We start from the raw sequence: 13,775 nt of genomic DNA, 5'->3' as shown, positions 1-13,775 counted from the left end.
TTTAATGTATTACCGTCAATGCAATGAAAGCGTAAGTGTGCCACACTTTGGAAGTGGCACACTTCTTCACCTAATAAGATCAATTTACAATATTAAACGTAGCCATCACCGGCAGGTGGTCTGACCCATAACTATGCGCAGTGAGCACACTGTCTTTTTTAAAAGAAAGTTTATGCTGCTGATAAAAGATATAGTCAATCTTCTTTTTCGGTTTCTCTACCGGGATCGTAAACCCGTTCAGGCTTCCTGCATTTGTATAATACTGCATAAGGTACTGAATACTTTCTTCCTCAGGTACCGCATTAAAATCACCGCCAAAAACCAGCCGTTGTTTCTTGAGCTTACTTAATACTTTTACTACCTCGGCAGCCTGGAGTTTTTTTACCTCCTTATTCTTAAAGTCGATATGTGTGCAGCCGAAATAAACGGGCAGACCGTTCATTATAACCTTTGCAACCAATAACTTTCTTGGTTCGGTTGGTATACCAGCTATGGCGGGCAGTTGATAGCCAGTTGCCTCTGCTATTGGGTATTTAGACAAAATACCTATGCCGTATGCCCCTCCTTCATGAGGAATGGTCCGTTCAAAATGATAGTTCATTCCCAACTTATCTGCCAGCACTTTTAACTGGAACACCCTGTTACTGCGGATGGTCATGCTATCCAGTTCCTGGATGGCTACCAGTTCGGCATTGGTGGCTTTAATGGTAGCTGCTATGGTATCTAAATCGATCACATCCTTCGACCGGGAAGGCGGATTGGCATGATGAATATTATAACTTAAAACAGTAAGTGGCGTATAGGTTGCAGCCAGTTTCCTGGATTGGCTGCAACTCAATAAAAATACACCTGCTAAAACAACTATGAAATTAAATCTTGCCATGGTCTGTTATGGGTAATTAAACAATGATACCGGGTTGTATTTTATTCGCTGGTTTTCTTCCGGCACTTTTATATCGAGGGTAATGGTAGCATAAGCACCATTCACCTGGTAATCCCGGACGATCACTAATCCAAAGGACTGGTTGTTGATAGGATCCCATTGGCCCCATCCGATATAAAAACCCTGTCCCACATTGAATACATTATTGGTTCTGCGATTGGTACCGTAAATATTATAGTTTTCGCCGCCCTGTGCTACCGGTGCGGCCACTTTAGCGGCCACGTGCTCCATCAATTGCGTATCCCACTGCAGCGTATCAAAGGAAGTGTTATTTACACTGGGCCGGTTAGCGGTAACCAATGTGTAGGGCGCCTTATCGAAACCTGTCATATAAGGAGCAACTGCACTCGCATAAGCGGTTCCGGCAGTAAATACTGCGGGCGGCATAATGTTGTTGCTGGAAGCGGAATATTTAAAGAACCCAAGGTCAATCATTTCATCATACGCCGCGGCATTATCTATACTGAAAACATGCGGCGCTTGGTAGGCAGAAAAGAAATTGTTTTTCCCCGATCCTATCTCCGTTGTCAAAACGATGTTTTTAAACAGTTTCAGTGGCCTGTATACTTTGGCAACCCTGAATTCCGCTTCTGCTTTTTTACCGCCCGCATTTATGCCGGTGATCCGCACGGCTTCAATACCGTTTTCCCCCATAAAGTTAAATGAAAAGGGAAACTCATCCGCAGGATTACCTACCGGTAAAGTGATCTCGTTACCGTAGACACCGCCCTTTTTTAAGGCATAGGTTAAACCGGTGATGGCTGTTCCGGAAAATACGTTCCCGCTCACTGTATTATTTACGGTAGTATACATTTTTTCAATGGTAGTACTATTGCTGGCCAGTGAGATCACCACGGCATCATCCTGTACCCTGCCGATGGTAAACGTATCTTTTACCACCGCACCATGTACATTCTCAGTATTGATGATAATGCCAGATAAACCGGTAGTCACACTTACATTTATGGCAAACGGTGCATTCCGTTTATCGGTGATGGCAACAGCCGTTGCTGCTGACACCGTTCCCTGCCGGATGGTTTGGTAGCTGATGGCCGACAGATCGAATTCAGAAATCACCTTTCCTTCTATCAACAGTTTTTTACCTTCAAACACCGATTCCCGGTGGGTAACATCATCTTTGAATTGGATGGCCTGTACTGAACGGATATTGTCAGTAGCAATATGTATTTCACTATTGTTATGTTGAACGTCAAAAGCGATGACCACCAGCTCCAGAAAATTATCCGTTACAGTGAGCCGGATCGTATCGGTGAGGTTTGTAGGCGCATCTGTGCGATCAACAGCAACCGGGTCGCCAGCGCTTGTGCCGTTGGCTGTTTTGGTGATCAGGTACCAGGCCAGCCGTTTAATACCCAATGGGGAATGAACCTCGACAGGAATACGCAACTGATCCCCTTCATTAAGTCCTTCAATGTTTGTATATTTTTCACCAATAGTAATAACAGGCTTCGAACCGGATTGATCGTCCACCTTTTTACAACCACCTGCAATAAACAACCATAACAGGCTTATTGCACTGTAGTGGAATATAGATCTCATATATATATTTTATCTGTTTATTTTTAATTCACTGATCACCGGTAAATGGTCCGATGCATAGGTTTCCATGACCGCTTTATGATTCATTACGCTGAATCTGGCTGCTGGTTTATAAGCCAGGTAGTCAATTACGGCAGTGGCATTACTGGCCGGGAAAGTGTTCGGGCAGCTTGTACAAGTCCTGGTAAAGCCACCATCTAAAACGTTGATGAAATCTGTGGCTGAAGGCCGTTCGTTCAGATCACCGCCCATCACGACCGGGATTGTAATTGAGGAAGCGACGTTGACCAGTTCTCTTACCTGTAACAGCCTGGATGCTTCGTTGTCATGTTGCAGGTGCGTTACCATGGCCAACAGGGAGTCTTTACCGGGAAGATCTACCTGCGCCAGGCCGATCACCCGCTGCTCTTCGGCGGCATTACCTTTTGGCAACAGCTGTTTCCGGATATGGCTCATGGGAAATTTACTCAGAATAGCGACCCCATAAAAGCCTTTCATATAATTGATAGCGGAAAAATAGGCCACGTTCATTTTTGTAAGAGCGCCCAATTCAGCCGACTGGTCTTTGGTATACCCGTTACGACCGGTATTCTTATCTACCTCCTGTAAAAAAACGATATCAGGCGCTTCATCCCTGATCACTTTGGCAATGGCGTCTATATTCACCACACCAGGCGCAGCGGGTGGTTCGGCAGTGTGAATATTGTACGTCATAACTTTAATACTGCTCAACACCGGATCATTATCATTCTCCTTGCCGTAGGTGTTCACATTATTGATCAGCTCTATATAGGTTGGCGCGTTACCGGGCATATACGGATCCTTATTGCAACCACCGTGTATTACCAGGGCCAGGGCTGCCAGAAAGCATTTTAAAAATTTGTGCTTTACCATAGTACGTATTATTACCAGTTAGGGTTTTGTGTAAGATTTTCATTAAGCTCCCGGTCCTCAATAGGCAAAGGCCATAAGTAATCCCTGTCTTCGCGGAATGTTTTGGTAATGTTCCTGTTCGTCAGGATATAACCGCCGGTTGACTGGGTAAGCTCGCTGCTGGCAATCTGGTATGGACCGGTTGCCGGTGGTTTTGCGCCGTCATATATTTCTACATCTACTTTGCCATCCCGGTTCAGGTCATATTTTCCGGCTCCCGGAAAATACATGCCTAAAAAGGGCCTGGTCAACAAATGACCTTCTTTCCATCGCATAATATCATCCCAACGCTGGTTGTTTTCCATTACCAGTTCAATTCTTCGTTCCCTTCGTATTTCCAGGATAACCCCTTTATTGTCGCCGATGACGTTTTTATACATGTTCGCCAGGTATGGATCAGGATTGGCGTTTGCTGCTGCCAGGTTCAGGTTAGGCATATTTACCCTGTCGCGCAGTTTCTTAACAGACATATCTATATCTGATTGCGTGATGGTGCCTAACTCTGCTTTTGCTTCTGCGTAGTTCAGCAGTACTTCGCCGGCACGGAACAATACCATATCGTGATACGACTGGCTATTACCATCCATGGAAACGTTATTCATCCATTTGATCGGTTGATAACCGGTCATGGTTGATTCAAAGTCAGGCGCAAGAGAGGCAGTTTGCCCGATACGCGTATAGCCCGGCGTACGAATGGTTTGCGCCAGCCTTGGGTCACGGTTCTGAACCTCATCATAAAACTGCATGGTCTGGTAACCCGGTATATCGGTAAAGCGAGAACCATCGGCCATGAGATAACTGTTTACCAGGCTTTTTTCAAGGCCGGGTTTACCCTGTGTTCTGGAAGTGATATAAAACTGGAGCCCATGCCGCAATGCCTGTTCATTGGAATACCGTCTTGCCAGTATTACTTCGTCCGCTACGCCATCTGCATTGATCGTAGCAAAAAGATCCTGGTAAGGTTTACCGGAAGGGCCGGTCGTCTTATTGTAAATGGTATACCCGCTTTCTTCTATAAAGGTCTTTGCCGCTTCTGCAGCCAGCGTCAACAACCGATCGGCGCCGGGCAAAGCAAATTCAGTATGGTATTTTCGCCAGGTGCCTTCATACAAGGCCACCCTGCTTTTTAAAGCCAATGCGGTCCATTTGGTGACGCGTTCTACACTTTTGGTAGCAGGTAAATGTGCTATGGCGAAGTCGAGGTCGGCCAGGACAGAATCAATGATCAACACGCGGAAATCCCTTGGCTTCATCAGGTTGTCCAGATCAGTATTCTCCAATACAATGCTATACCAGGGCACATCACCATACAATCTTACTTTTTCAAAATAAAATTGTGCCCTGAAAAAACGCGCCAGTCCAAAATAGCGATCACGAACGGCGGCATCTTTATAATTAATGGCGCTGGGATTATTCAACAGGAAGTTAATGCTGCGCAGGTCTGCCCATCCCCATTTGGTATCTGTTGTGGGAACGATCCTTGTGCCACTCACTTCTGCATTCACGGTTGACTTGACAATATTATCCACTGACTCGCCGTATATTGCTGCTGCGTCAGGGAATTGCGGGTAAAATCCATTGGTATAGGAAATGAAGGCGCTCTCGCTGCTGAAAAAGTTCTGCGGCGTTACCTGATCCGTAGGGTAACGTTCTAAATAATCCTTCGAACAGTTGGTGAAAGATATAAGGCTTGCAGCTATAATCAATTTAGAACTCAGTTTCATCTTGAATTTTTTTGGGTAAAACACAACAGGATTACAGGGTGATATCAATTCCAAGTGAAAATGTTTTACTAAATGGATACACCCTTCCGTCGATCTGCGCCATCGCCTGCTCCGGATCGATATAAGCCGATCTTAGTTTGGTGGCAGTGAAAATATTCTCTCCACTGGCAAAGAAGCGCAATCCTTTTATGCCGGCTCGCTGGGTAAGCTGCCCGGGAAGCGTATACCCAATCGTGAGATTCTTCAGCCGGATGTAAGCCAGATCCTGAATGTAGCGGTTATTCGTTGCACGCAGTTCATTGTTCGCATTCAGTGCTACATACGCTAAGAGATTCGGAAAATAGGCGTTGGGATTGTCGGCAGTGTATACATCTTTTTCAAAATCCTTGGGAATAAAAGAGAAATACGGGCGGGAATAAGGCCCCCAGAAACGATCCGCATTATTGCCAGGATACCAATCCATTTTACCCAGGCCCTGGAACAGGAAGCTAATATCAATATTGTTCCAGCTGGCGTTGCCACCGAACGAATAAGAATAACGCGGCGTATTATTACCTACTACCCGTTGGTCGCCCGGATCATAGATGGTATTGGCGCCGGAATTGATAACATTGTTTTTATCCAGATCTACCCAGCGAAGATCACCTGCACGCAAAGGAATATTATTATCGAGGCGAACGCGGTTTAAAAACTGTTGGTTAACCGGGTAGGTCTTCGCTTCTGCATCTGTAAGGAAAAAACCATCTGTTATGTAACCCCAGATCTCGCCCATTTTTTTCCCCTCGTATAAGCTGTTGGTAAGGGCAGTGGGGTTGTTAATTCTTTTTACGGTGGAATGATTATCGCTTAACGCAACTACAAAGCCATACTTAAAGGATTTTGACAATAACCGGAATTGATCACGGTAGTTCACCGCCAGCTCAAATCCTTTTGTTTCAATGCTGGCCACATTCTCTGCAGGCTGTGTGGCGCCATATACATTGGGGATCTTAACACCGGCAGCCAGAATATTGTCGGTGATACGAACAAATTTATCAAAGCTGATGTTCAGCCTGTTCTTGAATAAAGCGATGTCAATGCCGCCGTTGTAAGTAGTAGCCATTTCCCAGGTTAAGCTGGCTGATACGGGGTTAGCCGGACTGTAATAGTTAGCTTTTTGTCCATCGAGGATATAAGAAGCTGTAGCCGGGTTCATACTGGAAATGTATGGATAGCGGCTATCCACCTGCTGGTTACCCAATGAGCCAATCGACGCTCTGATCTTCAGATCGCTCACGATATGGAGCATGCGATCAAAGAAAGGTTCCTGGCTGATACGCCAAGCGGCAGACATGGACGGGAAAAAGCCCCAGCGATCCTTTTTGGGAAAACGGGACGAACCATCGTAACGTCCATTGGTCTCCACAATATATTTTCCCTTATAGTCGTAGCTAAGCCTGTAAAAAGCGCCGATCAGCGCTACCTCAGAAGAACCCCCGAAAGCACGCTGCTCGCCCGTACCCAGGTTAAGATCGTTCAGGTCTTCGGCAGTCAGATTATTTCTTTCTGCACGCACCTGCTTATCAATATGCAATTCCTGGTTATAGCCCACCAGCACTTTCAGGTGATGATCTTTATTGAACGAGGTTGAATAATCAGAATACACGTTCACCACATGCCGTTGGTTGAACTGCTGTGTTTCCTTCAACATATCCACGCTGTACTTCGGGGCAATCTCTACTATACCCGGATACAAAGAATATGTTGCAGGTGTTTGCCGGTAGAACCTGGGGTCTGTATATAAGTTAAAGCTATAGTTACCGGTAATGTTCCAGTTCTTCAACGGGGTCACCACTACTTCATTAATAGTGGTGAGCTCATACTTTTTATCTACCCCTCTGGTATTGCCATTGATGAGCATGGCGAAGATACCGTCGCCTATATCGTAGTTGTTCAGTCCGGTCCTGTAAGAAGCAGTACCATCCGGATTAATGGGAGCATAAGCCGGCGATGCATGCACGTTAACATGCGTAAAGTTGGCGGTTCCACCCCCTTCCCGTCCCTGGTAAGTATAGTTATTATGGTACAAATTCGTGTTATTCGAAACGCGTAACCATGGATTGAGCCTGGCACTTATTTTGGTACGCAGTGTTTTTGCACTGTATTTATCGGTGTTCATCCGCATAATACCATCTTTCGATTTGATATTACCGTTGATCATATAACTAACCGTTTCTGTACCGCCGCTGATGGAGATGTTATGGCTTTGCGATGCCTGCCATTTCGTGAACATGATATCCCACCAATCATAATTACCATAGTAAACATACTGGTCTTTCCCGTTCCGGTTCTGGATAGTTACCCATGGCCGGGACGGGTCCTCGGTTTTGTCATTGCGCCTCGCATATAATTCCTGGTAATCCCTTTCTGTATACCCGGAATATCCGCCTACATGCGCCAGGGCGGCATCGTTCAGGCGCATCCAGTCGTATCCGTTTGTCAGAAAATCGGTACTTACGGTTGGGGTTGAAAATCCCAGGTTATTGTTGTAGCGGATAACTGTTTTTCCCGACTTCCCGCTTTTCGTTGTAACGAGTATTACGCCAAATGCGCCACGGGCGCCATAGATGGCTGCCACCGATGCATCTTTCAATACACTGATGCTTTCCACTTCTTCCGGGTTCAGCCGGTCGAGCGTGCCAGGCACGCCATCGATAATGACCAACGGTTCCTGAGGGCCGCCGGTTGAAGCAATACCCCTGATATTAAACGTGCCCATCTGGCCAGGCGTTCCGCTCGACACCCGGACATTGAGATTAGGCACTACCCCCTGTAAGAGCGTGGTAATATTGGTAGCCGGCCGGTCGCGCAGCTCATCACCGGCAATTTGCTGCACAGCACCACTTAAATTCATTTTCTTTTGCGTGCCGTATCCGATGTGTACGACTTCTTCCAGGCTGCTGGCCTGCGCAGGACTCATCTTTACCATTATAGAATTGCTTTCGCCCGCCTTGATCAGAAAGTTCTTTACATCATACTGCTGATACCCGATAAAAGAAAACCGGAAATGATAAGAGGTATTCGTTTGCAGCTGGTTAAAACTGAAAATACCATTGATGTTGGTGCTCGTTAGATACCGGGAAACAGTATCGGATGCGTTGATAGCCGTAACCGTCACATTGGCCATTACCATGCCTTTTTCATCCAGTACAGTTCCTGTTATGGCACCCGTTTGGGCTTTCAATGCGGATGACAGCAGCAAAAATAGTAATAAACATGCCCCTGCCCGTCGGAGACAAGTTAGTCCAACTTTCATTGTTGATTGTTTAGTAAAATATATTGTTTATAGATCGATAAGTACCTACTGCTTTGCCAACTTAACAGTATATTCACCGCCTTTCCTTTTTATCAGCTTCAAACCGTTCATGCGGCATATAACGGGAAGCATATCGATAGACGAATTATCATTGGGGATGGTACCAGTAAAATATAATTTTTGTATTTGTTCCTGCTGGTACTTTATTGTTACGTTGTTTGTTTTTGCGATCTGGTCAAACACCATAGACAGCGGCACTTTTCTATAGTCTTTGCCTGTTGGCAGATCCACAATGCGCATAGTGTTTGCATCTGGCAAAATAATATCCCTGCTGCTGTCTACGGCCGCAGGAGGAATTACTGCCGGCACCGGAATAATTTCAGGAGCCGCTACATCACGGGGTCCCCCGCTGATTTGCGGCGACGTTGCATTCGTTGTTGCTGCTTTTGGAGAAAGTCTGAATGTATTACCTTCCTGCTGTACCTGTAAACCGTTCATACCAGCGATGATCTGTAAGATCTGCGATAATGAATCGCTTTGATCGAAATGGCCGGTAAAAAGATCCTGCGCTTTATTATTACCATTAAATACGATCTCTTTTCCAAATATTCTTTGCAGCCGTTTGAATGTTGTTTCCAGTGGCACTTTTTCAAAATCGAGCGCCAGTTGGCCGGCTTCATTTTCTTTAACAGGCTTTGCCATTAAACCACGGTTGTTTTTATTACTCGCCAGTTCCTGGATCCTCGATACTTCAACCTTTGCCAGCGCCAGATCCACATTACATTGTTCCCCCGGGAGCAGATAAGTATCGCCGATAGACAACTGCGCATCCACAGATCTTACTACCACTTTTCCTTCATACAATTGCACATTGATACCGGTTGCTGCCTCGCCGGCATTAACCAGGAAAACAGTACCCAGCGCCGTTGTGGTAATGGCTCCGCTGTGAACAACAAATGGCGACCTGGGATCTTTAGCCACATGAAAAACAGCTTTACCTGTTAAAAAGATGTCTCTTTTAGCTGTAAAGGGGGTTGAATAGATCACTGAGGATCTTGCATATAATTTGATGCGTGAACCGTCGGCCAGCAATAATTGACGTACACCATTGCTTTCATTAATAACCGTATCGAACGCCGGTGCACTTACCGGTTGATCCACTGCAACAATAGCCTGCTGCTTTGGTACCGGGGGCATGAATATAAAAGCGCCAATAATTAAAGTAATAACAGCTGCGGCCACCGCCAGTGGTTTCCACATAGCCGTTATCTTACCTTTCCTCGTAGCTGCGGCTACATGCCGCCAAATATCCTCTGCTGTTTCTTGTGGTATTATCGCCGTTTGATCAGTATCCCATTCCGAGGCGGGCGACAACTCCTCCAGAATACCGGGGTTCTCGGTAATGAACTGCATCGCCTCTTCCGCTTCTTCGGCAGTACATTGATTACTCAGAAACTTTATAACGAGGTCTCTTTTTTTCAAACGGGGATCAATTATAAGAAGTAGTACGTGCGGAATTTGTGTTTCCCCTAGTCCATGAAAAATAAAATGTAGATAATTACAAACTGCGAGTTACTCAGCGTTTTCCGGAGCTGGCTAAGGGCTTTCAGCAACTGGCTATCAACAGTTTTTGTGGAAATACCCAGCAATTGGGCTATTTCTTTATAAGAGTAGCCGTGTACATGCTTTAATTCAAAGATCTGCTTTCGCTTCTCAGGCAACCTGTTCAGCGCCGAATGGATAGCATCGCGGATCTCATGGCTGTTATTATGCCCGGTGGAAGATGACTGGGTGAGTATATTTTCCGGCGTATAGAAATGCTGGCGATAACTGGCTTCTTTTCTAAGCCAGTCAATGTAGACCTGCCGGGCTTTCTGAAAAATTTGTTGATCAAGGCCCATTGCCTCATCCATTTGCGCGCGGTATTTCCATAATTTGATAAAAGTATCCTGGGTGAGCTCTTTGGCAATTTCTGCCTGTTTGGTTTTTTTCAGGAAGTAGGAATACACTTTATGCTTCCATATGTCGAAGACATCTGTAAAAGCATTATGATTTCCCTCCTTCAGACTACTTAACATAACAGGGCTTTAAATTGAGTCGCAAACCTATATAGTTATCTAATCTAAACGATTATTTTTATTTTAAGAAATTATAAATAATCGGCATCTGTGTAAAACAGCTGATGAAACAATTTACTAATCATTGAAAAAAAGAAGCAAGACAATCGCAGCTTCTTTTTATGTAATTAAAAATCAAGCCATTGAGATTTGCATGGCTATTATTAAAAATTATTTATAAGATTTGTAGTGCTTTTTCAGGCTTCCGGTTACTCCCTGCCCTTTACAAATTATCGTTTTAAACCAGTCAACGGCTCATTGTCGTTTCCGCTTACCTGCATGAATACCTAGATTTAAGCTTATACGGAAATCGAGCATGCGACCACTGTTTATGATATTGTTTATTGTGCCGGCAGCTTTTCCTGCTGCTGCACAAAATATCGATAGCCTTAAAAAAGTTTTGCTGCTTGCAAAAGACACCCATCAAATTGACTGCCTGAACGCATTGAGCAATGCCTATATTCTACTGGAGAAAAAGGACGCTGCTGAATACTATGCCACCCAGGCCGGCGATAAAGCAAGGTCATTGAATTATAACTACGGCCTTGCCGTCAGCTTCGCCCGAAGATCACAAATTGCCAAACATTTTGATGACGATTTCATTAATTCTGAAAAATGGGGCAAGGAGTCGCTTTATTGGTATGATAGAACGGCAAATAAAGAAGGTATTAATAAAGTGTATGACTACGTCGCTTTCGCTGTATTTGCACAAAGCCGGTTCGAAGAAGCTCTTTACTACACAGAAAAGAACTATGCCTTCGCCAAACAAAAGAACAGTCTGCTCGGCCTTATCCACGCATTGACCTGGTTGTCGGCCATTCACCGGTCAACCGGCAATTATGAGAAAAGTTTCCTGATGGCCAGGCAAGGTTATGAACTGGCATTAACAACAAAAAACAAAGTATCGATCTCAACCTCATTATATCACATCGCCCAATTGTATGCACAGATAGAAGACTTTCCCAATGCCCTGATCTATTTTCGCAGGGTGCTGCAAATGGATGATGATGAGATCCGCAATGAGCGGATCCAAGGCGATATCGATATCTGGTTTAAAATGGAATTCGCAGAGGTTTTCAGCCATTTGAACCAATTTGATTCTGCCTGGTATTATTACAATTTATTCAAGCCGTCAGTAGATAAGGCAGCTTATCTGCGGGTGTACTGGATCAGTACCGGCGAATGTTATTTTCTGCAAAAGGATTATCACAATGCCCTGAAAAACTTTCAACTTGGCCTGGCAGAGCACATAAAACTAAATGACCGGAACGAGATCATGCGGGCACTGCTCGACCTGGGGAAAACCTATCTCGCCCTGGGAAATAATGCAGCCGCTTTACAATACGGGCGCGATGGGCTGGCCATAGCGCTTCAAACCAAAGCCAAACAATTTATCCGCGACGGATTCCTGATCCTCTCTACCACCTTTGAACGGATGCAACAGGCCGACAGCTCCAATTTCTATTACCGGAAATATGTTTACTGGAAGGAATCCATGGCCAATGATCAGTTAAAGGCAAAACTCACCGCCTACCGCTACGAGGAACAAATAAAACTGCTTGACAAAGAGAACCAGTTACAGCAACAGCATTTAAAACGGTCATTGGAGCACAGGCGAATGCTTATCATTGGCATCGGGATCATCCTGCTATTGGGTGTTATTATTATCCGGTTCATTATGCTGAAACGAAAGATCCTGCAAAACGAGCTGCACATTCAAAAGCTGGAAAATGAAAGTAAACAGGCCGCCTTTCAACAGCAAACCACTGAGCTGGAAATGCAGGCCCTGCGCGCCCAGATGAACCCTCACTTTATCTTTAACTGCCTCAGCTCCATCAATAGCTTTATCCTGAAAAATGAATCAGAGACGGCGTCTGATTACCTCACCAAATTTGCCCGGTTAATCAGAATGGTCATGCACAACTCAAAGGAACCGGTGATCACGCTGGAAGAGGAACTGGAGATGCTGCAGCTGTACCTGGATATGGAACGCTTACGGTTTAAGAACGCTTTTGATTATACCATTATTTTTAAAAATGAAGTGGATGCCGCCTTCATTTATATTCCACCGCTGTTATTACAGCCATTTGCAGAAAATGCCATCTGGCATGGCCTGTTGCATAAAGAAGGTGAGAAACAGCTGAGCATTACATTCAGCGCAGGCAACGGCCTGTTACATTGTTCCATTATTGACAATGGCATAGGCCGGAAAGCAGCTACAACATTGAAAAGCAAATCGGCTGAAAAACAAAAATCAATGGGGTTAAAGATCACCCGGGAAAGACTGGCATTATTCAATGGCGTAAAAGACCCGCAGAACGTCTTGGAAGTGGAAGACCTGTTCGATAAGAACGGGCATGCCACCGGCACCCGGGTATTGTTAACCATACGGGTAAAAACTAATATATGATCAATGCCATTATAATCGACGATGAGCCTTATTGCTGCGAAAGCCTGGCTACCTTACTCGACCGGTATTGCCCCCAGGTACATGTACTTGACACCTGTTTTAGCGGAACAACCGCTTTACAAACGATAAAGGCAAAAGAACCCCAGCTGGTATTTCTGGATATTGAAATGCCACAGATGAATGGCTTTGAGCTGTTGCAAAAACTGCCGGAAATAAATTTTCAACTGGTCTTTACTACCAGTTACGATCAATATGCCATTAAAGCCATTAAGTTCAGTGCATTGGATTATTTGCTGAAACCTATTGACCGGGAAGAGCTGCAAAGAGCCGTACATAAAGCCATACAGCACCTTTTACAACCATTGCCCCAGCAATTCGAGATCCTTTTGCAAAAGATCAAGACGCCTGTAACCAGCATTCAAAAAATGGCATTGCCTACGGTGGAAGGTTTGCAAATGATAGCAGTTGATTCCATTATCAGCTGCACCTCAAACAGTAACTATACTACCCTGACATTAAAGGACAAACAAAAAGTAATTGCATCGCGTACGTTGAAAGAAATAGAGGAAATGCTGGACGAATACTTCTTCCTGCGGGTGCATCATTCCTTCCTGGTGAACCTGAACGAGGTAGACAAATACATTAAAGGTGAAGGCGGTTACCTTATGATGATCGATGGTTCAACAGTGCCTGTTTCGCGCAGCAGAAAAGAAGTGCTGTTGAAAAAATTGCAACCGCATAAACATTGATCTTTGTTTATCTTGCCAAATGCATTTTAACTTCCCGCTTCCGG

General features: G+C 44.9%; 9 protein-coding genes. 2 read left to right on the top strand and 7 right to left on the bottom strand.

What is annotated here, in order from left to right; genetic code table 11:
- Positions 1-79: 79 nt before the first annotated feature.
- From JUB15_RS01630 to JUB15_RS01600, 7 genes are all read right to left on the bottom strand, one after another.
- Positions 80-883 carry an endonuclease/exonuclease/phosphatase family protein gene (locus JUB15_RS01630; protein ID WP_207510552.1) on the bottom strand — a complete coding sequence of 268 codons (804 nt, stop codon included), beginning with the start codon at positions 881-883 and terminating at the stop codon, positions 80-82.
- Between the two features lie 6 nt (positions 884-889).
- On the bottom strand, positions 890-2,503 hold the full coding sequence (locus JUB15_RS01625) for a hypothetical protein (protein ID WP_207510546.1): 1,614 nt from the start codon (positions 2,501-2,503) through the stop codon (positions 890-892).
- Between the two features lie 9 nt (positions 2,504-2,512).
- On the bottom strand, positions 2,513-3,397 hold the full coding sequence (locus JUB15_RS01620) for an endonuclease/exonuclease/phosphatase family protein (RefSeq protein ID WP_207510543.1): 885 nt from the start codon (positions 3,395-3,397) through the stop codon (positions 2,513-2,515).
- 11 nt (positions 3,398-3,408) lie between these two features.
- Positions 3,409-5,160, bottom strand: a complete 1,752-nt coding sequence (locus tag JUB15_RS01615; RefSeq protein WP_207510542.1) for a RagB/SusD family nutrient uptake outer membrane protein — start codon at positions 5,158-5,160, stop codon at positions 3,409-3,411.
- Between the two features lie 31 nt (positions 5,161-5,191).
- Positions 5,192-8,401, bottom strand: coding sequence for a SusC/RagA family TonB-linked outer membrane protein (locus JUB15_RS01610; protein ID WP_207510541.1), 3,210 nt, complete (start codon positions 8,399-8,401; stop codon positions 5,192-5,194).
- Between the two features lie 99 nt (positions 8,402-8,500).
- Positions 8,501-9,937 carry a FecR family protein gene (locus tag JUB15_RS01605; protein ID WP_207510540.1) on the bottom strand — a complete coding sequence of 479 codons (1,437 nt, stop codon included), beginning with the start codon at positions 9,935-9,937 and terminating at the stop codon, positions 8,501-8,503.
- A 47-nt stretch (positions 9,938-9,984) separates the two neighbouring features.
- Positions 9,985-10,533, bottom strand: a complete 549-nt coding sequence (locus JUB15_RS01600; RefSeq protein WP_207510538.1) for an RNA polymerase sigma factor — start codon at positions 10,531-10,533, stop codon at positions 9,985-9,987.
- A gap of 370 nt (positions 10,534-10,903) precedes the next feature.
- Here JUB15_RS01600 and JUB15_RS01595 point away from each other — a divergent pair, with 370 nt between their 5' ends.
- Positions 10,904-12,982, top strand: coding sequence for a tetratricopeptide repeat-containing sensor histidine kinase (locus JUB15_RS01595; protein ID WP_207510536.1), 2,079 nt, complete (start codon positions 10,904-10,906; stop codon positions 12,980-12,982).
- On the top strand, positions 12,979-13,731 hold the full coding sequence (locus JUB15_RS01590) for a LytR/AlgR family response regulator transcription factor (protein ID WP_207510534.1): 753 nt from the start codon (positions 12,979-12,981) through the stop codon (positions 13,729-13,731). The genes JUB15_RS01595 and JUB15_RS01590 overlap by 4 nt, the downstream gene beginning before the upstream one ends.
- The last annotated feature ends 44 nt before the right edge of the window (positions 13,732-13,775 follow it).

It is taken from the genome of Longitalea luteola, assembly GCF_017356035.1.
GTDB classification, from domain to species: Bacteria; Bacteroidota; Bacteroidia; order Chitinophagales; family Chitinophagaceae; genus Niastella; species Niastella luteola.
Note: the sequence above shows the minus strand (reverse complement) of the source record. Positions and strands in the feature narration are given on the sequence as shown.